This is a genomic window from Enterococcus sp. DIV1758, from assembly GCF_051711985.1.
Taxonomy (GTDB): domain Bacteria; phylum Bacillota; class Bacilli; order Lactobacillales; family Enterococcaceae; genus Enterococcus; species Enterococcus faecalis.
This window is the reverse complement of the sequence record NZ_JBIOOA010000001.1, coordinates 162467-185302: the sequence shown is the minus strand read 5'-3', so window position 1 is coordinate 185302 and position 22836 is coordinate 162467. Positions and strand designations below refer to the sequence as shown.

General features: G+C 40.3%; 23 protein-coding genes. 5 read left to right on the top strand and 18 right to left on the bottom strand.

The genetic code is table 11. The annotated features are described in order from the left end of the window. Positions 1 to 25 precede the first annotated feature (25 nt). On the bottom strand, positions 26 to 496 hold the full coding sequence (gene rpsG / locus IGJ52_RS00885) for a 30S ribosomal protein S7 (protein WP_002356191.1): 471 nt from the start codon (positions 494 to 496) through the stop codon (positions 26 to 28). A gap of 55 nt (positions 497 to 551) precedes the next feature. Further along, positions 552 to 965, bottom strand: a complete 414-nt coding sequence (gene rpsL / locus IGJ52_RS00880; RefSeq protein ID WP_002356190.1) for a 30S ribosomal protein S12 — start codon at positions 963 to 965, stop codon at positions 552 to 554. A gap of 344 nt (positions 966 to 1309) precedes the next feature. Between rpsL and rpiA the strand changes: the two genes are divergently transcribed. The 3 genes from rpiA (at position 1310) to gpmA (ending at position 3468) form a co-directional block, all read left to right on the top strand. Continuing rightward, positions 1310 to 1990 (top strand): ribose-5-phosphate isomerase RpiA, encoded by a 681-nt coding sequence (rpiA, locus tag IGJ52_RS00875; RefSeq protein ID WP_002383851.1) that lies wholly within the window; start codon positions 1310 to 1312, stop codon positions 1988 to 1990. A gap of 41 nt (positions 1991 to 2031) precedes the next feature. Continuing rightward, entirely contained in the window at positions 2032 to 2607 is a 576-nt protein-coding gene (locus IGJ52_RS00870; RefSeq protein WP_002356188.1) for a recombinase family protein, read from the top strand. A gap of 174 nt (positions 2608 to 2781) precedes the next feature. Beyond that, entirely contained in the window at positions 2782 to 3468 is a 687-nt protein-coding gene (gene gpmA / locus IGJ52_RS00865) for a 2,3-diphosphoglycerate-dependent phosphoglycerate mutase (RefSeq protein WP_002359343.1), read from the top strand. 56 nt (positions 3469 to 3524) lie between these two features. On the opposite strand, the gene IGJ52_RS00860 is transcribed toward gpmA, so the two are convergent. The 4 genes from IGJ52_RS00860 to IGJ52_RS00845 form a co-directional block, all read right to left on the bottom strand. Then, on the bottom strand, positions 3525 to 4727 hold the full coding sequence (locus IGJ52_RS00860; RefSeq protein WP_002408242.1) for an iron-containing alcohol dehydrogenase: 1203 nt from the start codon (positions 4725 to 4727) through the stop codon (positions 3525 to 3527). Positions 4728 to 4840: 113 nt separating this feature from the next. Continuing rightward, complete coding sequence (locus tag IGJ52_RS00855; protein ID WP_438791836.1) at positions 4841 to 5845, bottom strand: FecCD family ABC transporter permease; 1005 nt, start codon at positions 5843 to 5845, stop codon at positions 4841 to 4843. After that, the gene (locus tag IGJ52_RS00850) at positions 5842 to 6852 is read right to left on the bottom strand and encodes a FecCD family ABC transporter permease (RefSeq protein ID WP_002367634.1); all 1011 of its coding nucleotides are present in this window, start codon (positions 6850 to 6852) and stop codon (positions 5842 to 5844) included. The genes IGJ52_RS00855 and IGJ52_RS00850 overlap by 4 nt, the downstream gene beginning before the upstream one ends. After that, positions 6849 to 7655 carry an ABC transporter ATP-binding protein gene (locus IGJ52_RS00845; RefSeq protein WP_002356183.1) on the bottom strand — a complete coding sequence of 269 codons (807 nt, stop codon included), beginning with the start codon at positions 7653 to 7655 and terminating at the stop codon, positions 6849 to 6851. Before IGJ52_RS00845 ends, IGJ52_RS00850 begins: the two co-directional genes overlap by 4 nt. A gap of 229 nt (positions 7656 to 7884) precedes the next feature. On the opposite strand from IGJ52_RS00845, the gene IGJ52_RS00840 reads away from it, so the two are divergent. Next, positions 7885 to 8823 (top strand): iron-hydroxamate ABC transporter substrate-binding protein, encoded by a 939-nt coding sequence (locus IGJ52_RS00840; protein ID WP_010816252.1) that lies wholly within the window; start codon positions 7885 to 7887, stop codon positions 8821 to 8823. 39 nt (positions 8824 to 8862) lie between these two features. On the opposite strand, the gene deoD is transcribed toward IGJ52_RS00840, so the two are convergent. The 12 genes from deoD to IGJ52_RS00780 all read right to left on the bottom strand — a co-directional run bounded on the left by deoD (position 8863) and on the right by IGJ52_RS00780 (position 21633). Then, positions 8863 to 9570 carry a purine-nucleoside phosphorylase gene (gene deoD, locus IGJ52_RS00835; RefSeq protein ID WP_438791835.1) on the bottom strand — a complete coding sequence of 236 codons (708 nt, stop codon included), beginning with the start codon at positions 9568 to 9570 and terminating at the stop codon, positions 8863 to 8865. An 18-nt stretch (positions 9571 to 9588) separates the two neighbouring features. Next, positions 9589 to 10407 carry a purine-nucleoside phosphorylase gene (locus IGJ52_RS00830; protein WP_002356180.1) on the bottom strand — a complete coding sequence of 273 codons (819 nt, stop codon included), beginning with the start codon at positions 10405 to 10407 and terminating at the stop codon, positions 9589 to 9591. Positions 10408 to 10423: 16 nt separating this feature from the next. Further along, positions 10424 to 11590 carry a phosphopentomutase gene (gene deoB / locus IGJ52_RS00825; RefSeq protein WP_002356179.1) on the bottom strand — a complete coding sequence of 389 codons (1167 nt, stop codon included), beginning with the start codon at positions 11588 to 11590 and terminating at the stop codon, positions 10424 to 10426. A gap of 309 nt (positions 11591 to 11899) precedes the next feature. Beyond that, the gene (locus tag IGJ52_RS00820; RefSeq protein WP_002383846.1) at positions 11900 to 12853 is read right to left on the bottom strand and encodes an ABC transporter permease; all 954 of its coding nucleotides are present in this window, start codon (positions 12851 to 12853) and stop codon (positions 11900 to 11902) included. Then, positions 12853 to 13986: an ABC transporter permease gene (locus tag IGJ52_RS00815; protein ID WP_033624533.1), complete on the bottom strand. Its 1134-nt coding sequence runs from the start codon at positions 13984 to 13986 to the stop codon at positions 12853 to 12855. The genes IGJ52_RS00820 and IGJ52_RS00815 overlap by 1 nt, the downstream gene beginning before the upstream one ends. Then, positions 13979 to 15547 (bottom strand): ABC transporter ATP-binding protein, encoded by a 1569-nt coding sequence (locus IGJ52_RS00810; RefSeq protein WP_002383844.1) that lies wholly within the window; start codon positions 15545 to 15547, stop codon positions 13979 to 13981. The genes IGJ52_RS00815 and IGJ52_RS00810 overlap by 8 nt, the downstream gene beginning before the upstream one ends. A gap of 205 nt (positions 15548 to 15752) precedes the next feature. Continuing rightward, positions 15753 to 16838 carry a BMP family lipoprotein gene (locus IGJ52_RS00805; protein WP_002356169.1) on the bottom strand — a complete coding sequence of 362 codons (1086 nt, stop codon included), beginning with the start codon at positions 16836 to 16838 and terminating at the stop codon, positions 15753 to 15755. Positions 16839 to 16891: 53 nt separating this feature from the next. Further along, complete coding sequence (locus IGJ52_RS00800; RefSeq protein ID WP_010714989.1) at positions 16892 to 17965, bottom strand: BMP family lipoprotein; 1074 nt, start codon at positions 17963 to 17965, stop codon at positions 16892 to 16894. Positions 17966 to 18060: 95 nt separating this feature from the next. Next, positions 18061 to 18525, bottom strand: coding sequence for a cytidine deaminase (locus IGJ52_RS00795; protein WP_002383839.1), 465 nt, complete (start codon positions 18523 to 18525; stop codon positions 18061 to 18063). Beyond that, on the bottom strand, positions 18494 to 19156 hold the full coding sequence (gene deoC, locus IGJ52_RS00790; RefSeq protein ID WP_002359333.1) for a deoxyribose-phosphate aldolase: 663 nt from the start codon (positions 19154 to 19156) through the stop codon (positions 18494 to 18496). Before deoC ends, IGJ52_RS00795 begins: the two co-directional genes overlap by 32 nt. Positions 19157 to 19183: 27 nt before the next feature. Further along, positions 19184 to 20485, bottom strand: coding sequence for a pyrimidine-nucleoside phosphorylase (locus IGJ52_RS00785; RefSeq protein ID WP_010816250.1), 1302 nt, complete (start codon positions 20483 to 20485; stop codon positions 19184 to 19186). Between the two features lie 140 nt (positions 20486 to 20625). Next, the gene (locus IGJ52_RS00780) at positions 20626 to 21633 is read right to left on the bottom strand and encodes a substrate-binding domain-containing protein (protein WP_002356164.1); all 1008 of its coding nucleotides are present in this window, start codon (positions 21631 to 21633) and stop codon (positions 20626 to 20628) included. A gap of 141 nt (positions 21634 to 21774) precedes the next feature. Between IGJ52_RS00780 and add the strand changes: the two genes are divergently transcribed. Continuing rightward, complete coding sequence (gene add, locus IGJ52_RS00775) at positions 21775 to 22806, top strand: adenosine deaminase (protein WP_002356163.1); 1032 nt, start codon at positions 21775 to 21777, stop codon at positions 22804 to 22806. The last annotated feature ends 30 nt before the right edge of the window (positions 22807 to 22836 follow it).

Genomic DNA, 22836 nt, shown 5'->3' with positions numbered 1-22836 from the left:
CTTTACGCGACAGACAGAGAGGATCTTACCAACGATAATGAGCAAATGCGCGGTTTGCGTCTGCCATTTTGTGTGTGTCTTCGCGTTTTTTAACAGAAGCGCCAGTGTTGTTAGCAGCATCCATGATTTCTTTCGCTAGACGTTCTTCCATTGTGTGTTCACCACGTAGACGTGCGTAGTTAACTACCCAACGTAAACCTAAAGTTGTACGACGTTCTGGACGAACTTCAACTGGTACTTGGTAGTTAGAACCCCCAACACGACGTGCTTTAACTTCAAGAACAGGCATAACGTTTTTCATTGCTTGTTCAAAAACTTCCAATGGATCGTTACCTGTAGATTCTTTGATGATATCAAATGAATTATAGATAATGTTAGCAGCAATCCCGCGTTTACCGTCAACCATTACACGGTTGATTAAGCGAGTTACTAATTTTGAGTTATAAATTGGATCTGGTAAAACATCACGTTTTGCAACAGGACCTTTACGAGGCATCCGTAACTCCTCCTTCCGAAATATGATTTTTCAAGTTGTTATTGTCTTATTATAATTAAGCTTTAGGACGTTTTGTACCGTATTTAGAGCGGCTTTGTTTACGGTCGTTAACACCGGCAGTATCAAGCGCACCACGAACGATATGGTAACGTACCCCTGGTAAGTCTTTTACACGTCCACCACGTAATAATACCACGCTGTGTTCTTGTAAGTTGTGACCGATACCTGGGATATAAGCTGTAACTTCGATTAAGTTTGACAAACGAACACGGGCATATTTACGTAAAGCTGAGTTCGGTTTTTTAGGTGTCATCGTACCCACACGTGTACAAACTCCACGTTTTTGCGGAGAGTTAACGTTTGTTTGAGTTTTCTTAAAACTGTTATATCCTTTGTTTAAGGCTGGTGAATCAGATTTTTCTACTTTAGATTTACGAGGTTTACGTACTAATTGGTTAATTGTAGGCATTCCTTGTTCTCCTCCTTCCTTACTTCGCTTCTAGTTCCACACATCCAGGTGGTTCTTTTTTCGCGATAAAAAATAATGCAATCTCTGCACTCTTTATCAAATATGCTTTGATAGACAGTCAGCACGTCCCTATAAGGAACCTGTAGATAAAGCACCTTTGTTAGGATACCACGATAAGTATCAGCTGTCAACCCTCTTCTTTCGCCTTTCGTAAAAAAGCTTTTCCTTCTATTTAAACGGACTTTTCCTTTAAAAATTTTTATGACTTTTTCAAAAACTTTCTATCTTTTTTAGTTAAATAACGGTACAATATCTTTGACTATTGAAGGGGGCGGAAAACAGCGATGAATCTGAAACAAATGGTAGGAATCGAAGCTGCAAAATATGTAGAAGACGGCATGATTGTCGGTTTGGGTACTGGCTCAACAGCAAAATTTATGGTAGACGAAATTGGTCGTCGCGTAAAAGAAGAAGGATTGTCAATCGTGGGGGTTACTACTTCAAAAGAAACAGAGAAACAAGCCTTAGCCTTGGGCATTCCTTTAAAGGGTATTGATGAGGTTCCGTATGTGGATCTTACGATTGATGGCGCCGATGAAATCAGCGCTGATTTTCAAGGAATCAAAGGCGGTGGCGCTGCCTTACTTTTTGAAAAAATTGTGGCCACTTATTCAAAGAAATGTATTTGGATTGTGGATAAATCAAAAATGGTGGACGATTTAGGGGCTTTCCCACTTCCTGTTGAGGTTGTCCCTTATGGCAGCTGCCAACTAGTGCATTTATTTGAAGAAAAAGGCTATCACCCAGCACTTCGTCTAAACGCTGCTGGCGAAACATTAATAACAGATGGAGGCCACCATATCATCGATTTGCATTTAGAAAAAATTACAGATCCAGAAGCTTTAGGTTCTTATTTAGACAACTTGGTTGGCGTCGTCGAACACGGCTTATTTTTAAATATGGTTTCTATGGTAATCGTCGGTTATGAAGATGGACCGAAAACCTTACATGTTCCCGCACGTTAAGAATGTGTGAAAAAAGATTATTTATATAGGAAGGATAATATATGAAACGAATTGGTTATGCACGCACAACTATTATTGAAGACGATTTAAAAAATCAACTAACCACTCTCCAATCGTTTGGTTGTGATGATATTTTCCAAGAGACATTTGATCCTCAAGCGGAGATCAGTGTCTTAGACGAAGTCGAAAAACTTCTTTCTGCTGGGGATACACTTATTGTTTGTAAATTGCACCATTTAGGTAAAACAACCCGCCAATTAACAGACTTTATGAAAATGTTAAAGGAAAAACAAGTTGATTTTGTCAGCATTTCAGAAGGAATTGATACTCACCTTCCAACAGGTGAAGCCTATTTCCAATTAATGGAGAGCTTATCTGCGATGGAATGTGCACTAATTAAAGAACGAACACTCGTCGGGCTCCACAAAGCTCGTGAAAACGGAAAAGTAGGTGGACGTCCAAAAATCGATGGACGCACCGTCCGCAAAATCCGTGCATTATATTACGAAAACAAAGAAACCATCCAATTTATTTCTAATAAATGCGGCGTTTCGGTGGGCACTTGTTATAAGTACATCAATTTACCTGAGACAGATGTCGAACGGCTGTATTCCTAAGAATAAAAAAGAAGTCCTTCAGATGGGGCTTCTTTTTTGATTCGATTTCACTCTAATTTTTCAGCAACTTTCACGTTTTTTTACTATTTTCCATTGGAAATCTTGCGCAAAACGGTGTACAATAAACGTGGAAATCTTATTTTCAGAAAACTAAACTCAAAGGAGAGCTTATACATGCCAAAATTAGTTTTTTCTCGTCATGGACTTAGCGAATGGAATGCCTTAAACCAATTTACTGGATGGGCTGACGTAGATTTAGCACCTGAAGGTGTTGAAGAAGCAAAAGAAGGCGGCCGTAAAATTAAAGAAGCAGGCATCGAATTCGACGTTGCTTATACTTCTGTTTTAACTCGTGCCATCAAAACTTGTAACTATTTACTAGAATACTCAGATCAATTATGGGTACCTCAAATCAAATCTTGGCGCTTAAACGAACGTCACTATGGTAAATTACAAGGACTAAACAAAAAAGAAACTGCTGAAAAATACGGAGACGAACAAGTCCACATCTGGCGTCGTTCTTACGATACTCTTCCTCCATTAATGGAAGCAACAGATGAAGGTTCTGCAGCAAACGACCGTCGTTATGCAATGTTAGACCAACGCGATATTCCTGGTGGCGAAAACTTGAAAGTTACTTTGGAACGTGCATTACCATTCTGGCAAGATGAAATTGCGCCAGCTTTAAAAGACAACAAAACTGTCTTAGTAGCGGCTCATGGTAATTCATTACGTGCTTTAGCTAAACACATCGAAGGCATTTCTGATGAAGATATTATGGATCTTGAAATCCCAACAGGTAAACCATTAGTTTATGAATTAAACGATGATTTAACTGTGAAAGAAAAATACTACTTATAAGAACTTGTTTCTTATTAACAAAAGCGGTTTGCCAAGGCAAACCGCTTTTTTATGGATTAAATAAATTGACTTTCGGTTAAACAATCTTTATAAATCGCTACTATATCCGCTGCATCCAATGGTACATAAGCCTTTTCGGCAATTGCACTATGGGCCACAGCTTGTTGTGCCATTTCTTCAAATTTATCTGCTTCGATGCCAACTTCTGGTAATGTCATTGGAATGCCACAAGCCACAAAGTAATCATATAATGCTTGAATACCTTTTTTCGCTGCTACTTCCTCTTCTTGTTCGACTATTCCCCAAACATTTCGAGCAAACTGTGCAAATTTGCCTACGGTTTGTTCAGACAAAACGTAATTCATCCAACGAGGCGTTAAAATTGCTAAGCCAATCCCATGCGTAATGTCATAAAACGCACTTAATTCATGTTCCATTGGGTGACAAGACCAAACACCTTGTTTGCCGCGCCCTGTTAAACCATTTAAGGCTAAACTACTTGCCCACATTAAATTAGCACGTGCATCATAATCTTCTGGATTTTCTAAAGCAATAGGACAATTTTTGATAACCGTTCGCATTAAGCCTTCTGACACAAAATCTTGGACGTCCGTGCCTGTCGAAATACTAAAATAGTTTTCAATCAAATGACTGAAAATATCCGCTGAGCCAGCTGCTGTTTGATTTTGAGGAACCGTAAAAGTATTCGTTGGATCCAAGAACGAAACTTTTGGAATCATATTCGGACCACCAAAGCCTAATTTTTGATTGGTTTCTAAGTTAGAAATGACAGCACCTGCGTTCATTTCACTACCTGTCGCTGCTAAAGTCAAGATGGTCACGATTGGTAAAGCAGGACCTGTATACCCTTTTCTGGCTGCAATAACTGTCCAGATATCTTCTTCCGAATAAAAGCCCGCAGCTATTGCTTTGGAACAGTCAATGGTTGAACCACCGCCAACTGCTAAAATAACATCGACTTGGTTTTCTTTACACAACTCAATTCCTTTTCTAACGGTTTCAATGCGCGGGTTTGGTTCGACACCGCTCAACTCAATCAGTGTATGCCCGTTTTTTTGGGCCAAATCAGTAATTTGTTGGTACAAGCCATTACGTTTGATACTACCGCCACCATAAACAAGTAAGACATTTTTGCCAAATTGATCTAACACAGCAGGTAATTCGTCTAAACGATCTTTCCCAAAACGGATGTCTGTTGGTACATAAAAATTAAAGTTTTCCATTCTTTCATCCTCCATTCAATGCTCTTACGCATTTATCATACTATTTTTTCAAAAATCCGCCAATAAAAAAGCCGAGCAAATGACAGTTGCTTTCACAACGATCGCTTGACCCAGCTTTCGATTCTTTTTTATAACGAATCGCTTGTTTTGATTAACAAATAAAGAAAATAAGGCGCACCGATGATCGCAACAATAATCCCTGCAGGCATTTCTCCATTGCCAGGCAATAGCCGACCAATCGTATCACTAACCAATAAAAGTAAACTCCCAAACAACGCCGCCAATGGCAATACCTGTTTTTGTTGCGTAAAACCACATTTGCGAGCAATATGTGGCGCAAGTAAACCTAAAAAATTAATTCCCCCTGTAACGGAAATCGCTGAAGCCGCCAACATCACCGCTAACAGCAGCGAAACGATTCGTTCTTTTTTCACAGCAATACCTACAGAAATAGCTGTTTCGTCCCCCAATTGTAAAATATCCAACAGACGATGACGCTTCATCGCAAAAAAGAACCCGATGACTAGCCAAGGCAACAAAGCGCCCACAAAGAACCAATTACTGCCCCAAATACTGCCTGCTTGCCACATTGTAACAAAACGGTACTTTTCAGTGTCAATTTTTGATGTAATTAATAAGGTGAGTGCTGAAATACCCGTACTCAAAATGACACCCGCTAAGACCATTCGAACTGGCGTTAATCCTAAACGATGATGATACGCGATTACCAAAATCCCAACAGCCGCTAGCAAGCCGCCAACTAAGGCCACAAGCGGAAGTGCAAACGTCGTGATACTTGTCGTCTCAACAAAACTAATAAACAAAATCACTGCCAACCCCGCACCGGCATTAATGCCTAAAATCCCAGTATCTGCCAACGGATTCCGAGTAATTCCTTGAAGAATAGCGCCGCTTAAGCCTAAAGCTACGCCCGAAAGGACCGCTAGCACAATCCGTGGTAACCGAAAATCCCAAACTAACAGTTGTTTGGCCTGACTTCCCTGTCCCAAAAGAAGGGCTTTTAAATCCATGACGGAAACAGATAATTCCCCTTGCGTTAAACTGATACAAGCAGTTAGGATAATCCCAACTATTAAGACAGCCACCCAACGGGACACTTTTTTCTGTGTCATCCTAGTTGCCCTCCTTTACGAAATAAATAAAGAAAGAATGGGATGCCAATTAAGGCCGTGATAATCCCAAATGGTGTTTCAAAAGGCGGATTCACCATTCGAGCGATTAAATCTGCCACCAAAACGAGGAGCGCACCGCCTAACGCCGAGAACGGAATCAAGCGACGGTAATTTTCTCCAGAAACTGTTCGCATCACATGAGGCACCACCAAACCAACAAAACTGACCGAGCCAACCAGCGCCACAGACAATCCTGATAAAAGCAAAATCGTTATACTGGCGAACAACCGAATACGTTGCGGATTTCGCCCTAAACCAATTGTTGCATCATCGCCAAACCGTAAAATAGTCACCGACGGACTAATCAGAATTGCTAATGCAAATGCACCCAGAAAGATAGGGACGACTATTTTTAATTGTGCCCAAGAAATAACGCTGACACCGCCAAGAAACCAAAACGTTAACTCTTGACTCAAATTGAACTGAATGGCTAAGAATTGACTAAATGATAAAAAAAGGGCACTAATACCAGCTCCCACCAAGGTCAGACGCATGGGGCTTGCTCCTCGAATTGAATGATTAGAAAGATAATAAATCAGTGCCACACTCACGCCGGCACCAAGAAAAGAAACAACTAAAAGCCACCAATAACTTGCCTGAGGGAGGAAAGCAAAAACAAGCGCTAAGCCCAAGCCAGCCCCAGCATTGATACCCAGCAAGCCAGAATCTGCCAATGGGTTTTGCGTAATCCCTTGCGCTAACGCACCACTCACCGCTAAACTTGCTCCCACAAAAGCGGCGCCTAAAATCCGCGGCAACCGAACCGTTTGGATGACTTGATGCGCTTGATTGGTCGCATCGAAGTGCGTAAAAGATTCAATAATCGTTTGAATCGAAACCGACGTCGCACCAAACATCAGCGACAGAAGCATTGTCCCCAGTAGCAAAAAAAGACAGACAAGTAACACTTGCCATTGGTGTCTATAAAATCCGCTTATGCCTTTCATCCATCCAGCTCCATTTCCATCAACTCATAAGAAAGCACTAGTGGCCGCTGTGTCTGACTATGATAACTAATTTCTGCTTGAATAGCGAAAACATCTGCTAAGCCAGTAACAGTAATCACTTCTTGCGGTGTTCCCTCATTGATAATCTTTCCCTCTTTCATCGCAATCACGCGATCAGAAAAACGAGAAGCTAAATTAATATCATGAATCGTCATCACGATAGTTTTCTGATGTTCTTGATTAATTCGTTTTAACACATTTAAAATTTCTAGCTGATGCGCTGGATCCAAATAGGTGGTCGGTTCATCTAAAATTAAAATATCCGTATCCTGTACTAGCGCCATAGCAATCCAAACCCGTTGGCGTTGTCCACCTGATAAAATCGCCACAGACTCTCTAGCTAATTCAGTTAAGCCTGTTAATTCTAATGCCCATTGTATGTACTCTTGATCTTCTGTGGTGACACTTTTCCAGCCCGATTGATATGGATACCGCCCAAAAGAGACGAGGTCAAAAACAGATAAATCGATTGTATTTTCTGGCGTTTGTGATAAAATCGCTAGTTCTTGCGCCACTTCTTTTGAAGAAAAATGTTGAAGTTCTTGGTTCTTAATGAACACCTTGCCTTTCTCGGCTGGCAAAATACGCGCAAGTGTTTTTAACAAGGTCGATTTGCCACAACCATTTGGTCCAATAATACTTGTAATAGTTCCCGCTTCAAATGAACAGTTCAGCGCTTCACTAATCACTTGACGACCATATCCTGTAGTTAAGTCCTCTGCCTCTAAATAATTCATAACCATTCCTCTTTAATTTTTCTGTCGTTATTTTACATTTATTGAGAATCGTTCTCACTCATTGTTCCTTGATTATAAAAGACCCTTCCTTAAAAAGCAATGTTTCTTCCAATCAAAAAACGAATTATCTAAAAAATGCAACTTATTTGCTCAAAAAAGCAAGCGATGATTGACAAACGGTCGTTTTTAACTGATAATGAGAATCGTTATCAACTAAAAATAAAGGAGTTACACAATGAAACTTTTAAAAAAGACGGTCCTAATTGGTACAACCCTTCTTCTTGGTTCATTCTTACTCGCAGCTTGTGGTAATACGAATAAAGAAGCCAACAACGCTGACAAAACACATGAAGTAACAGATACCTTAGGCAATAAAGTAACCGTCCCCGCGAAACCCAAACGGATTATTGCGAGCTATTTAGAAGATTATCTAGTTGCATTAGGAGAAAAACCAGTGGCACAATGGACAGTTGGACAAGGCAGCATTCAAGATTATTTAGCGAAAGAATTGAAAGATGTCCCCACTATTTCCTATGACTTGCCATATGAAGCTGTTCTAAAATTTGAACCCGACTTATTATTAATCAGTTCATCTGCTCTAGTTGAAGGTGGTAAATACAAAGAATACAGTAAAATTGCGCCAACTTATGTAGTCAAAAACGGCGAAAATGTCACCTGGCGTGATCAATTGGAAGATATTGCGACTGTTTTAGATAAAAAAGAACAAGCGAAAAAAGTGTTAGAAGATTATGATACCTTAACCAAAGGCGTCCAAGAAGACCTTGGCAAAAAAGATGCTGGCAAATCTGCGGCAGTCTTATGGGTAACCAACAACCAAGTCTTTATGGTTAGCGATAATCGCTCAAGCGGAACCGTGCTCTATCAGGACTTAGGCCTCCAAGTTCCAAAATTAGTGGAAGAAATTTCTAAAAATGCTACTGCGGATTGGAATCAAGTTTCTTTAGAAAAATTAGCTGAGCTTGACGCAGACCATATTTTCCTTGTAAACAGTGATGAATCAGCACCTCTTTTCCAAGAAGCAATTTGGAAGAACTTACCTGCTGTGAAAAATAACCAAGTTCATACCTATGATAAAAAAAGTAGTTGGTTATACAACGGACCTATTGCGAATACCCAAATTGTTGACGATGTAAAAAAAGCGCTCTTAAATTAAAAAAAATGCTTGGATGATTGTTTTCATCCAAGCATTTTTTTAATTAGCAATTGCCGTTTCTAAGCCAACTTCAATCATTTCATTAAACGTCGTTTGGCGTTCTTCTGCCGTTGTTTCTTCGCCTGTCACCAAGCTATCACTCACCGTCATAATCGCCAATGCTTCTACATCAAATTTTGCTGCTAAATAATATAACATTGCCGCTTCCATTTCAATCGCTAATACCCCGTATCGACCTAAATGAAAGACATCATCTAAGCTATCTTTGTAAAAAACATCATCTGACAATACGTTACCAACATGGGTAGTAAAGCCTTTTGCTTTGGCAATTTCGTAAGATTTGAGTAAAAGATCAAAGCTCGCAATTTGTGGAAAATCATATTTAGGAAAATCATTGCGAATCGCAGAAGAAGGCGTCGCTGCTGCTTGTGCGATAACTAATTCACGAACGTTGACTTTTTCTGAAATAGAACCACACGTACCAACACGAATTAACTTCTTCACATCGTAAGAGTTAATTAACTCATGGGCATAAATACCTGCTGAAGGCATCCCCATCCCTGTTCCTTGGACCGAAACACGCTGTCCCTTATACGTTCCTGTGTAACCTAACATCCCACGAACTTGATTATAGCAGACAGGATTCTCTAAAAAAGTTTCCGCAATATATTTTGCTCGGAGGGGATCCCCTGGTAGTAAAATTTTATCGGCAATTTCACCTGGTTTTGCTTCGATATGCACACTCATTCTGGTTTACTCCTTTTTTTATAAAGCTGCTAGTGTTGCTTTCACTAACTCTTTGAATTGTCCTTTAACGCGTTCAGTTGTTTCAACTACTTCTGCATGATTTAAGCTACTTTGCATACCAGCTGCTAAATTCGTAATACAAGAGATGCCTAGTACTTTCATGCCACTATGCACAGCTACAATGACCTCCGAAACAGTTGACATGCCAACTGCATCCGCACCCATCGTCCGTGACATCCGAATTTCTGCAGGCGTTTCATATGTCGGGCCAGAAAAGCCCATATACACGCCTTCTTTTAAATCAATATTTTGTTCCGCAGCCACTTTTTTTGCCACTTCCCGATATTCTTGCGTGTAAGCATGACTCATATCTGGAAAACGCGGCCCGATTTCTTCATCATTTTCACCAATTAACGGATTATCGCCTGTAAAATTAATGTGGTCATTGATTAACATCAAATTCCCCGGTGTATATGTTTCATTTACGCCACCAGCTGCGTTGGTTACAATCATTGAATGAATGCCTAAAGCAGCCATCACACGAACAGGATAAGTGACCGTTTGCATCGAATGTCCTTCATAATAATGAAAACGTCCTTGCATCGCCAAAACTTTTTTTCCAGAAAGCGTTCCGTAAACTAATTGTCCAGCATGTCCAACGACTGTTGAAACAGAAAAATGGGGAATTTCAGAGAAAGGAATAGCAATCGCATCGGTTATTTCATTAGCTAATTCACCTAACCCTGAACCTAAGATTAGACCGAAGTCTGCTTGTTGCACCCCTTTTTCTTTCAAAAACTCAGTTGTTTCGTTTAAATGATTCGTTAACGTTGTCATGTGTTGCCTCCTCGAATTATTGTAATTGATTTAAAAAGCTTTGACCGTTTTCCGTTGCAGGAACTTCAAAGTTTTCAGCAATCGTTGCTGAAATATCTGAATAAAATCCTTGTGGCAAGCTGCCTTGTTTTGTCATTTTTTTACTATAAGCCAATAAAGGCACATATTCACGTGTGTGGTCTGTTCCTGGGAAAGTTGGATCATTCCCGTGATCTGCTGTAATTAAAAGCAAATCATCTTCGGCCATAGCTGCCATAATCTCTGGCAAACGACCATCAAAATCTTCGATGGCTTTTGCATAGCCCTTCACATCACGACGGTGGCCATACAGCGCATCGAAATCCACTAAGTTAGTAAAACTTAAACCTGTGAAATCTTTGTTCATGACCGTTAATAATTGATCCACCCCATCCATATTGCTCTTCGTGCGGATAGCTTCAGTAATTCCTTGTCCATTAAAGATGTCGTTAATTTTCCCAACAGCGATCACATCATTGCCGTTTTCTTTCAACGAATCTAAAACAGTATGGCCAAAAGGATCTAAAGCATAGTCATGACGGTTACTGGTTCGAGTGAAATTACCTGGTTCACCAACATACGGGCGGGCGATAATCCGACCAATCATATAAGGTTCGTCTTTCGTAATGTCACGAACATATTGACAAATTTTATACAATTCTTCTAATGGAATAATGTCTTCATGCGCCGCAATTTGTAAAACAGGGTCTGCTGAAGTATAAACAATTAAATCCCCAGTTTTCATTTGATGTTCGCCATAATCATCAATGACTGCTGTCCCGCTATATGGTTTGTTACAAACAACTTTTCGCCCAGAAAAATCTTCAATTTGTTTCAGCAATTCTTCAGGAAAGCCGTTTGGGAATACCCGAAAAGGTTTTTTGATGTTCAAGCCCATAATTTCCCAGTGACCGGTCATAGTATCTTTTCCAACAGAAATTTCTTCTAATTTGGTGGCATAGCCATCGTGGTCTGCCACTGCTTTGACACCTGTTAAAGGAGCAATAGTTCCCAATCCAAGTTTTTCTAAATGAGGAATGGTTAGTCCCGCTTCTTTGGCAATATGACCCAGTGTATCACTGCCGACATCTCCAAATTTTTCAGCATCTGGTGCTTCACCAATACCGACTGAATCTAGTACGATTAAATGAACACGTTTAAACACACTTGCTTCCTCCTCTAAGGTCGTAAATACGTCAAGAATGACAATTATTTTACGCTAGCCTTTTAAATAGTCTCGAGAATCAAACAGAACAATCTATTTATTCTCAGCTCTTCAATTATACCATGAATCCGCTATTATTGCCTGAAAGAGCATTAAAATTTTCACTGATTCCTTCGATTTTAGCGGTTCTTAAGGTCCGTTAAAAGAAGAGTATCATCATGCTCTTCTTTTTACTGATGTTCACGAGTTACGCGCTTAATTATCGTTAAGAAAAAAGACCTTCGTCATAGATTGACGAAGGTCTTTTTCTTATTTCGTTTTGACGTAATTTTTCCCGTTCGCTTTTGGTCCCGATGATTTTCCAAAGAACACAACTAGGACTAAAATGGTCAATACGTATGGTGCTGCTTGTAGATAAACTTTTGGAATTTCTGAAATAATTGGTAAGTTTTCCCCAGCAATACTTAAGTTTTGTGCAAAGCCAAAGAATAAGGCTGCGCCCATTGCCCCAAGTGGATTCCATTTACCAAAGATCATTGCGGCCATTGAAATAAACCCTTGTCCTGCAATTGTGGTAATCCCAAAACGACCCGCAATACTTTGAGCAAAGACAGCTCCGCCCATACCGCCTAAGAAGCCGGATAGCAAGACGCCAGAATAACGCATTAAGTAGACATTAATTCCCAATGTATCTGCAGCTTGTGGATGTTCTCCCACAGAACGTAACCGTAAGCCAAAACGTGTTTTATAAATGACAAACCAAGCTAAAATCGCAATCAAAATTGCTACGAAAGCTGGCAAAGAGGTTTTTGCAAAGAATAGTTCACCAATCACTGGAATTTTTGACAATCCTGGGAAAGAAAAATAACCAAATGATTGTGTAATCATATCTGTTTGTCCTTTTTGATAAATAACTTTTACTAGGAAAACCCCTAGCGCCGGTGCCATCAAGTTAATGACAGTACCACTGATAATATGATCTGCTCGTAAGTTAATAGTTGCAACGGCATGTAAGAGAGAAAAGACAATCCCGACAAGGCCTCCTACTAAACAAGCAATCCATGGTGTCGCCGCGCCAAATGTATCAGCAAACGTCAAGTTAAAAACGACCGAACTGAAAGCGCCCATTACCATAATACCTTCCAAACCAACATTAACCACACCACTTCGTTCTGAGAACGTTCCGCCTAATGCTGTCAAGATGAGCGGAGTTGCATACACTAATGTTTGCGTGATGATTGAGGAAATTGTTGCTAAATCCATTAGATGTCTCCCCCCTCTTGATTGTTTTTGTCTGGCGCCGCTTCAATTGTTTCTACAATCGCTACTTCTTTTTTACTACCAGACACTTTTGCTAACAAGAAACGAATTAAATAACTAATTCCCACAAAGAAAATAATCGCTGCAATAACAACATCAACTAATTCGGTTGGTACACCAGCTATCAACGGCATTCCTTGTCCACCAAGTTTTAACATTCCAAACAGTAATGCGGAAAGTAAAATCCCGATTGAACTACCTGCTCCTAATAGAGACACGGCCATACCATCGAACCCAATGCTCAACGATGTGTTTTGAATAAAGAAGTTTTGGAAAGTCCCCAATCCTTGGACCGCACCACCTAAACCAGCCAGCGTTCCTGAAATCATCATGGATAAAATAATCGTTCGCTTGCTGCTCATTCCAGCATATTCAGAAGCAAATGGGTTTAACCCCACCGACCGAATTTCAAAACCAAGCGTTGTTTTTTTCATCAAGAACCACACAAGAATAAGGAAAATGAAGGCCAAGAAAATGCCGATGTTCAAACGAGAGCCATCACTGATACTTGTTAAAAACGGTGAGCGTAATGATGCATTCGCACCAATCATTTTGGTGATCCCTTTGTTCGCCATAATACTTGGTTTCATGACATTATTAGCAATATGATTTCCTGTGTATAATAAAATATAATTCAACATAATCGTAACAATAACTTCACTCGTCCCAAAATAGGCACGCAAGAAACCTGGAATGGCTGCTGCTAAAGCCCCTGCAACCGCGCCAACAATAATCGCCACCGGCAACGCAATCATCCGGGGTGCATCAGGCATGGATAAAGCGACCCAAATACTAGCCACCCAACCACATAAGGCTTGTCCAGAAAGCCCGATATTAAAGAATCCAGCCGAATTTGCCACCGAGAATCCTAAAGCGGTAAAAATCAACGGTGCTGCGGTTACAAAAATCTCACCAATACTTTTCTTTCCTTGGAAAGCTGTTTCAAACATCGCTTGATACCCAGCCACTGGGTCATAGCCAAAGATAACCATAATAATTGCCCCTAAGAGGAAACCCATAATAACAGATAACACAGGGACTAAAATATTTCTTATTTTTTCAGAACGATTATTCAACAGTTTCACCTGCCTCTACTTTTGATAACTCAGCACGGGCTTCTTCCAATGAGTAGCCAGCCATTAACAAGCCCAATTCATTTTCTGTCGTTTCTTTCGGATCAACAATTCCGACGATTTCCCCCGCATGAATAACAGCGATACGATCAGAAACGTTTAAAATTTCGTCTAATTCAAAACTTACTAATAAAACAGCTTTATTTTTATCTCTTTGTTCAATTAGTCGACGATGAATGTATTCAATAGCTCCGACATCTAAACCGCGTGTTGGTTGAGAAACAATCAACAAATCTGGATCGCGGTCAACTTCTCGGGCAATAATCGCTTTTTGCTGATTCCCACCTGAAAGCGCCCGAGCTGGTACTAATTCATTAGGAGTCCGTACATCATATTCTTCAATTAATTCACGGGCATGTTTGTTAATCATTCGATAGTTTAAAATACCTGTTGAACTGTATGGTTTTTGGTAATACGTTTGTAGGCCAATATTTTCAGCCAATGTCATCTCTAATACCAAACCATATTTATGTCGGTCTTCAGGAACGTGGGCGACACCCATTTCCGTAATTTCCCGAGGTTTGCGATTAGTAATCTCTTTTTCATTCAAATGAATGGAGCCTTTTTCGACTTTCGTTAATCCTGCTAAGGCTTGGATTAATTCTGTTTGTCCATTGCCATCAATCCCCGCAATCCCAACAACTTCCCCTGCTCGGACATCTAAGCTAAGATTTTTCACTGCATCTAAGCCGCGGCTTTCTTTCACTACTAAATCTTTAATTGATAAAATTGTTTCTTTCGGTTGCGCTGGTTTTTTCTCTGTTTTGAAAGAAACAGAACGTCCCACCATCATATCGGCTAACTGTTGCGAAGAAACGTCTTTCACATTGACGGTGCCAATACTTTGCCCCCGGCGAATGACCGTACAACGGTCTGCCACTTTTTTAATTTCATCTAACTTATGTGTAATTAAAATGATCGATTTGCCTTCATCGGTTAGTTCTTTCAAAATAATCATTAATTCATCAATTTCTTGTGGCGTTAATACTGCGGTTGGTTCGTCAAAAATTAAAACGTTCGCACCGCGATATAAGGTCTTTAAAATTTCAACCCGTTGTTGCATACCTACAGAAATATCGCGAATATAGGCATTGGGATTTACATCCAACCCGTATTGCTTAGACACTTCTTCAATCTCTTTTTTCGCTTTTTTCCGGTCTAAAATACCGCCATGGGTAGGTTCACTACCTAAGATAATATTTTCAGTCACAGTAAAGGCTTCAACTAACATAAAATGCTGATGGACCATTCCGATTCCTAAACGATTGGCTGCAGTAGGACTTGTAATGTTGACTTTTTCGCCATTCATATAAATCTCACCTGAGGTCGGTTCCAATAGCCCTGATAAGATATTCATCAAGGTCGACTTGCCTGCACCATTTTCACCTAGCAGTGCGTGGATTTCACCAGGTTTTACTTGTAAATCAATTTGGTCGTTGGCTTTGAACGTCCCAAATTCTTTGGTGATTTTACGCATCTCAATTACGTTTTCTTCTTGAGACAAGGTCTATTCACTTCCTAACAAAATTATATTGGCAATACTTTAGAGGGTAATTTTGACCCTTAACTAAGTAGTTGAAGAACCTCAACTATTTAGTTAAAAATCCAAACATCATAAAGGGTTTCCTTGGCAGCCGTCGCTGCCAAGGACCACTTCATTTTTAGAAGGAACAATAATGAGCCCTTCTTTTTTCATTTAGGAGCTTAAATTATTCTGGTTTTTCTGGGACTTTTACGTCACCTGAGATTACTTTATCTTTTGCTGTTTTAACAGCTTCTTTTGTTTTGTCGTTTAAATAGCCGTCTGTTAAGTCAACGCCACCATCTTTTAATCCATAAACTAAATGTTCGCCACCAGGGAATTTGTCTTCTAACGCACGGTTGGCAATATCTTGAACCGCTGTGCCGACACCTTTAAGGGTTGAAGTTAACGTGAAGTTGTCTTCTTTGCCGTCTTTTGTTTTGTACTTGCCATCAGCATCTTGATCGCGGTCAACACCGATTACCCAAACTTTGTCGCCAGAACCTGATTCATTCAAGTCTTTTGCTTCTTGGAAGACCCCTTGTCCAGTCGCACCAGAAGCATGGAAGATGATATCGACGCCATTTTGGTACATTGCAGCAGCTAAAGCTTTCCCTTTGGCAGGATCAGCAAATGAAGCCGCATATTTTGTATCAACAGTAATTTCTTTACCTAATTCTTTCGCAGCATCAGCCACACCTTTTTCAAAACCAGCTTGGAAACGGTCAATTACGACCCCTTCTTCACCACCAACAAAACCGACTTTGTTCGTTTTTGTTTCGTTTGCAGCAGCAACACCGGCTAAGTAAGCTGCTTCATTATCTCTAAATGTTGCAGAAACAACATTCTTTTTGCCATCGATTTGATCATCGATTAAAACAAAGTTTGTATCAGGGTTGGCATCTGCTGCAGAAGAAATTGCATCTTTTAGCAAGTAGCCAATACCAAAGATTGTGTTGAATTTACTTGATACCGCTTGGTCAATATTTGTTGTATAGTCAGCTGCATCATTCGATTGAATATATGCATACCCTTTTGAACCTTCTGGTAAATCATGTTCTTTACCCCAAGCTTGCAATCCTTCCCAAGAAGATTGGTTGAACGACTTGTCATCCACGCCGCCTGTATCTGTAATGATTACAGCACTATGCGCTGCATCCCCTTTGCCACCGCCGCTTTCAGCGGTTTTGCCTTTGCCACCACCACATGCTGCAAGTGAAACTGATAAACCTAATGCAATCAAACTAAAACCGAATAATTTTGCTTTTTTCATTTCTGTAAAGCCTCCTAAAAATAGTTTAATGTATTTAAACAACTAAGTTGTTTCTAAGGTTGGTCTGGGACTTTTACGTCACCAGAGATGATTTGTTCTTTGGCTTCTTTAACTGCCGTTTTGGCTTGATCGCTTAGGGCTTCTGTTGTTAAATCAACACCGCCATCTTTCAATCCATAAGTTAAATGTTCGCCGCCAGGGAATTTATCTTCTAATGCAAGATCAGAGATTTTTTTCACAGCAATATTTACCCCTTTAATGGTTGAAGCTAACGTTAAGTTATCATCCTTGCCATCTTTGGTTGTATATTTACCGTCTTCGTTTTGGTCACGGTCAACACCAATCACCCAAACTTTATCTTTTGAACCTGTTTCATTTAGCGCTTTGGCTTCTTGGAAGATTCCTTGTCCTGTAGTCGCCGCTGCGTGATAAATAATGTCGGCACCTGCTTGATACATAGAAGAAGCTAAGGCCCGTCCTTTTGAAGCGTCTGCAAATGTCCCTGCATAAGTAGACGTAATTTGAATATCTTTTCCTAATTTTTTGCCAGCATCTGCTACACCTTTTTCAAAACCAGCTTGGAAACGGCCAATAACAGGTCCTTCAACCCCGCCGATAAATCCTACTTTGTTGGTTTTCGTAGTGTTAGCTGCTGCCACACCTGCTAAATACGCAGATTCATTATCTCTAAATGTTGCAGAAGCGACGTTGTTTTTCCCATTAACTGTATCGTCGATTAGAACGAAATTCGTTTCTGGGTTGGCGTCCGCTGCATCTACTACTGCATTTTTTAGTAAATACCCAATGCCAAAAATCGTTTTAAATTGACTTGAAATGGCTTGGTCAATGTTTGATGTATAATCAGATGCTTCGTTTGATTGAATATACGCATACCCTTGAGGTCCTTCTGGAAGTTTGTGCTCTTTGCCCCACTCTTGCATTCCTTCCCACGCAGATTGGTTAAAAGATTTGTCATCAATGCCGGCTGTATCTGTGACCATTACGACACTATGTTGTGGATCACCTTTTGTGTTGGCGTTCTTTTTGCTATTGCCGCCACATGCAGCTAACCCAATGGTTAAGGCAACTGCTGCCAATCCTAGACCTAAAAATTTTACTTGTTTCACTTTCCGAAAAGCCCCCTACTATTTTATCTATTATTTCATTCGCATTTATGCTATTGAAATCTACTTTGAGCCCAACGAAACCTTATGTCCTTTTTTTAAAAATCTTTATCTGTAAATGAATAGGGCAATAATGCCTCAACTGTCATTGTTTTAGTCGCGCCATCTTTACCAACTAGCGTGACCGGCATTTGTGGATCAAAGAATTCAGCCATTACTTGACGACAAGCGCCACATGGAGAAATGGGTGCCTCTGTATTACCTGCTACAACTAAATGTTGGAAGGTCCGTTCATCTTCTGAAATGGCTTTAAAAATCGCCGTTCTTTCTGCACAATTTGTTAAACCAAAGGAGGCATTTTCAATGTTGACTCCTTGATACATTTTCCCGTCTGTAGTCACTAAGCAAGCGCCCACAGGAAAGTTAGAATACGGTACATAGGCGTGTGCCAATGCTTCTACGGCACAATCAAGCCATTCTTGTTTTACTGTCATCTTTTTCGCCACACCTTCGTTTAATTTGAAATACGAATTAATACCCTTCGCCAGTTGCGCCAGAAACAATTGCTACACCCGTACTTGCACCGATGCGTGTTGCCCCCGCTTCAATCATTGCTAACGCTTCTTCTGCATTATGCACGCCACCAGAAGCCTTAACGCCCATGTCAGGACCAACTGTCTCACGCATTAAACGAATGTCTGCTACTTTAGCGCCGCCTGTTGAGAACCCAGTAGATGTTTTAACGAAATCGGCCCCTGCTTCTTTGGCTAATTCACAAGCTTTAACTTTTTCTTCGTCTGTTAATAATGCTGTTTCAATAATCACTTTGACTAACGCTTTTCCTTTGGCTGCATCTACTACGCCTTGAATGTCTTGACGTACGTGATCGTATTGTTGTGATTTTAATGCACCAATATTAATCACCATATCCACTTCATTCGCACCATTTTTAATCGCATCAGCGGCTTCATATGCTTTAACTTCTGGTGTATTTGCCCCCAAAGGAAAGCCAATAACGGTACACACAGCGACGTCGGTATCTGCTAATTGCTCGCTAGCAAAAGCGACCCAACAAGGATTGATACATACAGAGAAAAAGTTGTACTCCTTAGCTTCGTCAATAATTTTTTGGACAGCGGCTTCTGTCGCTTCTGGTTTCAAAATAGTGTGGTCAATCATGCGGTTTAATTCCATGATGAGAATTCCTCTTTTCTTATTGTTTTATTCCGTAATAATATCGTGAATCAAAATAGGCTCTTCGCCGGTTGGTCCAATTTCAATGTTTTTATAAAGCAATTGTTCGACTTCTGTCACGTCTTCACGATTGGCATAAATAGTTAGTAATGATTCGCCTTTTTCAACTGGGCTCCCTACTTTTTTGTGAAGTTTCAAGCCAACTGCAAAATCAATCGTATCTTCTTTCGTAGCACGGCCAGCGCCCAGCAACATTGCGGCAACGCCAATTTCATTGGCAACGATTTTTTGTACCACGCCTGTTTCTTTGGCAGGTAAATCAAATTGATAAGTTGCGGTTAATAATTTTTCTGGCTGGTCAACAACGGAACTGTCGCCGCCTTGATTTTCAATCATTTCTTTAAATTTTGCGAGTGCTCGACCGCTTGTTAATGCTTCTTCTAATAAAGCCCGTGCTTCGTCTAACGTATCGGCTTTTTTAGCTAAAACGACCATCTGACTTCCTAAGACATAGCACATCTCCACTAAATCTTCTGGTCCATTTCCTTGCAAGGTCTCGATTGCTTCAACGATTTCTAAACTGTTTCCGATGGCCTCCCCTAAAGGTTGTGACATGTCTGAAATCACTGCCATCGTTTGGCGATTTGCCAGTTTCCCAATGCGAACCATTGTTTCCGCTAATCGACGAGCACTTGCTAGGTCTTTCATAAAGGCCCCTTCACCAGTAGTCACGTCTAAGACAATCGCATCTGCCCCTGCGGCAATTTTTTTACTCATAATGGAACTTGCAATTAATGGAATTGAGTCAACAGTGGCGGTCACATCACGTAACGCATAAAGTTTTTTGTCTGCTGGTGCTAGATCACCTGACTGACCAATTACTGCCACTTTTGTATCGTTCACCAATTGAATAAAACGTTCTTCTGTCAATTCAACTTTAAAACCAGGAATCGCTTCTAATTTATCCAACGTACCGCCCGTGTAGCCTAAGCCACGACCAGACATTTTTGCTACATTGACCCCGACACTAGCAACTAATGGCGCTAAAATAAGCGTCGTAGTGTCGCCTACGCCACCTGTAGAATGCTTGTCGACTTTGATTCCTTCTATAGAAGAAAGATCCACAATTTCGCCTGAATGGACCATTGCTAACGTCATTTGTGTAATTTCTTCGTCTGTCATATCTTGGTAAAAAACAGCCATTAAAAAGGCACTTACCTGATAATCTGGAATTGAACCATCTGTGTATCCGTTGATAATAAATTGAATTTCTTCGCTTGTTAGTTGATGCCCGTCACGTTTCTTTTCAATAATGTCTACCATTCTCATGAATTCGTTCCCTCCGATTTCCCGATAATGTATTATACAACAAAATCGTTCAGCTTTAAACCATTTAGTAAACCAGTTTACTATTATTTTTTTCTTGTGAAAACGCAAACAACACGAACATTCTATTTCTAAGCTGTTTTTTAAATCGGTTTTGTGCTTTTTCTAGCAATAAACGTTGCATCAAAAACTTTATTTGGAACTTTCCCTGTTGGATCTGCAATAGCTTCCACCAAAAATTTTGCTGCATAATAGCCAATATCAAAACTCGGCTGATAGACGGTTGTTAAACTCGGCACCAAATATTCGGAAATTTCCAAGCCATCAAAACCAACCACCGAAATATCGTCAGGAATTTTCTTGCCCGCTTCTTCAATGGCTTGATAAGCTCCCATCGCCATTTCATCATTGCCACAAAAAATTGCTGTGATTTCTTCATTTTTCAAAACTTCTTTTGCCGCAGCATAGCCGCCATGCAAGTTCAATTCCCCAGCACAAACATAATGCGGACGAAAAGGTAAATTGTTGTCCTGTAACGCATGCTGATACGCCGTCACTCGTTCCGTTAAACGATAATAGCCGGCACTTTCACGCAACATGCCAATATGCTGATGCCCTTGTTGAATCAAATGATGGACCGCTTGATAAGCACCTTCGTACTCTTTAACGATTAATCGTCCACTATCTCGTGGATTAATCCCACGATCGACAAGAATGACAGGAATCGGATGTTCTCGTCGGTCTTTTAAAATATGATTTTCTGGCAAAACATTCGGCGTGGCAAAAATAATGCCATCTACCGACCGATGAATCAGCTCGCTAACATATTGCATCGCTTGTTCGGAATCATGCTTTGAATTGCATAACAAAATCATGTAGCCTAACGAATTTAAATATGTTTCCACACCTTCAATCACTTTTGAGAAAAAGAAATCCGTCACATCTGGCACAATCATACCAATGGTTTTGGAATGACGGTTGATTACATTCGAAGCAAAGTAATCTGGTTTGTAATGATTTTCAGCGACTACCGCCAACACCTTGTTGCGGGTTTTTTCACTGAAACGACTCCCTTTATTATTCAGAATTTGTGAGACGGTTGTGACAGAAACACCAGCCATATCAGCAATTTCTTTAATCGTTAGTTTCATCGCGCCCCTCCCAACGTCTCCTTTTGCATTGACAGACATTTGTAGACGTGTTACAGTCTTCAAAATACTTATCGAATCTTTTACATTTTAACAAAAAAAAGACAAAAGAAATAGACTAAAAAGATTAAAAAACAAAAGAAAATGGAGGCTATTTTTTTCATGGAAGAATCCCGTGTCCGTCAATTACCAAAAATCGAGCTGCACTGTCACTTAGATGGGTCGATTCGACCAACCACTTTACGCACCATTGCTGAAAAACAAAACATTCCATTACCCCAAGACGAACAAGCCTTGAAAGAGTTAGTGGTTGCCCCTGAAAAATGCACCGATTTGAATGATTATTTAACTCGGTTCGACTTCGTGCTCACCTGTCTACAAACAGCTGAAGCTTTGCAAGCAGCGGCGTATGACGTGATTAGCCAAGCTGCCGAAGATGGCGTGGCTTACATAGAGGTGCGTTTTGCGCCTTCGCAACATACAGAAAAAGGCTTACGGTTACCTGAAATCGTGACTGCTGTTTTAACTGGCTTAAAACAAGGCGAAGAAGATTTTGGTGTAAAAAGCAATGCACTGTTATGCGGCATGCGGCATGATCAACAACAAGCCATAGAAAAAATCGTTCACTTAGCGCATGATTTCAGAGAGACAGGCGTTGTCGGCTTTGATTTAGCTGGCAATGAAGTCGATTTCCCTCCATACACATTTGAAGACGTATTAGCTTTAGCCAACCAATTGTCAATTCCATTAACACTCCACGCTGGGGAATGCGGCTGTGGCAAAAATGTCGCTGATGCTGTCACTTTAGGTGCTACTCGGATTGGCCACGGTATTGCTTTGAAAGATACACCCGAATACTTGGCGCTCTTAAAAGAAAAAAAGGTTCTTTTAGAAATGTGTCCAACTAGCAACTTCCAAACAGGCACCGTCAAAACATTGGCTGAATACCCTTTTCAACAATTTATAGAGGCTGGCTTAGCCGTCTGCATCAATACCGATAATCGCACTGTTTCAGATACTACGTTAACGAAAGAATTCATGAAATTGGCCACTTGGTATCAATTAAGTTATGACGAAATGAAGCAACTCACTAAAAATGCGCTTGCAGGTGCTTTTTTATCGCCAGACGAAAAAAAACTGTTGAACCAAAAAATTGATCAAGCGTATCTATTCTAAAAAAGAACCGCCACTAAAGTGGAGGTTCTT

Excerpts from the sequence above, each read along its gene's own strand:
- IGJ52_RS00820 (WP_002383846.1), bottom strand. The coding sequence starts at position 12,853 with ATGGATTTAGCAACAATTTCCTCAATCATCACGCAAACATTAGTGTAT.
- IGJ52_RS00780 (WP_002356164.1), bottom strand. The coding sequence starts at position 21,633 with ATGAAACTAACGATTAAAGAAATTGCTGATATGGCTGGTGTTTCTGTC.
- IGJ52_RS00860 (WP_002408242.1), bottom strand. The coding sequence starts at position 4,727 with ATGGAGGATGAAAGAATGGAAAACTTTAATTTTTATGTACCAACAGAC.
- rpsG (WP_002356191.1), bottom strand. The coding sequence starts at position 496 with ATGCCTCGTAAAGGTCCTGTTGCAAAACGTGATGTTTTACCAGATCCA.
- IGJ52_RS00845 (WP_002356183.1), bottom strand. The coding sequence starts at position 7,655 with ATGGTTATGAATTATTTAGAGGCAGAGGACTTAACTACAGGATATGGT.
- IGJ52_RS00840 (WP_010816252.1), top strand. The coding sequence starts at position 7,885 with ATGAAACTTTTAAAAAAGACGGTCCTAATTGGTACAACCCTTCTTCTT.
- IGJ52_RS00805 (WP_002356169.1), bottom strand. The coding sequence starts at position 16,838 with ATGAAAAAAGCAAAATTATTCGGTTTTAGTTTGATTGCATTAGGTTTA.
- IGJ52_RS00850 (WP_002367634.1), bottom strand. The coding sequence starts at position 6,852 with ATGAAAGGCATAAGCGGATTTTATAGACACCAATGGCAAGTGTTACTT.
- IGJ52_RS00855 (WP_438791836.1), bottom strand. The coding sequence starts at position 5,845 with ATGACACAGAAAAAAGTGTCCCGTTGGGTGGCTGTCTTAATAGTTGGG.
- rpsL (WP_002356190.1), bottom strand. The coding sequence starts at position 965 with ATGCCTACAATTAACCAATTAGTACGTAAACCTCGTAAATCTAAAGTA.
- deoC (WP_002359333.1), bottom strand. The coding sequence starts at position 19,156 with ATGGAATTAAACCGCATGATTGACCACACTATTTTGAAACCAGAAGCG.
- gpmA (WP_002359343.1), top strand. The coding sequence starts at position 2,782 with ATGCCAAAATTAGTTTTTTCTCGTCATGGACTTAGCGAATGGAATGCC.
- deoD (WP_438791835.1), bottom strand. The coding sequence starts at position 9,570 with ATGAGTGTGCATATCGAAGCAAAACCAGGTGAAATTGCCGATAAAATT.
- IGJ52_RS00785 (WP_010816250.1), bottom strand. The coding sequence starts at position 20,485 with ATGAGAATGGTAGACATTATTGAAAAGAAACGTGACGGGCATCAACTA.
- IGJ52_RS00830 (WP_002356180.1), bottom strand. The coding sequence starts at position 10,407 with ATGACAACGTTAACGAATCATTTAAACGAAACAACTGAGTTTTTGAAA.
- add (WP_002356163.1), top strand. The coding sequence starts at position 21,775 with ATGGAGGCTATTTTTTTCATGGAAGAATCCCGTGTCCGTCAATTACCA.
- IGJ52_RS00870 (WP_002356188.1), top strand. The coding sequence starts at position 2,032 with ATGAAACGAATTGGTTATGCACGCACAACTATTATTGAAGACGATTTA.
- rpiA (WP_002383851.1), top strand. The coding sequence starts at position 1,310 with ATGAATCTGAAACAAATGGTAGGAATCGAAGCTGCAAAATATGTAGAA.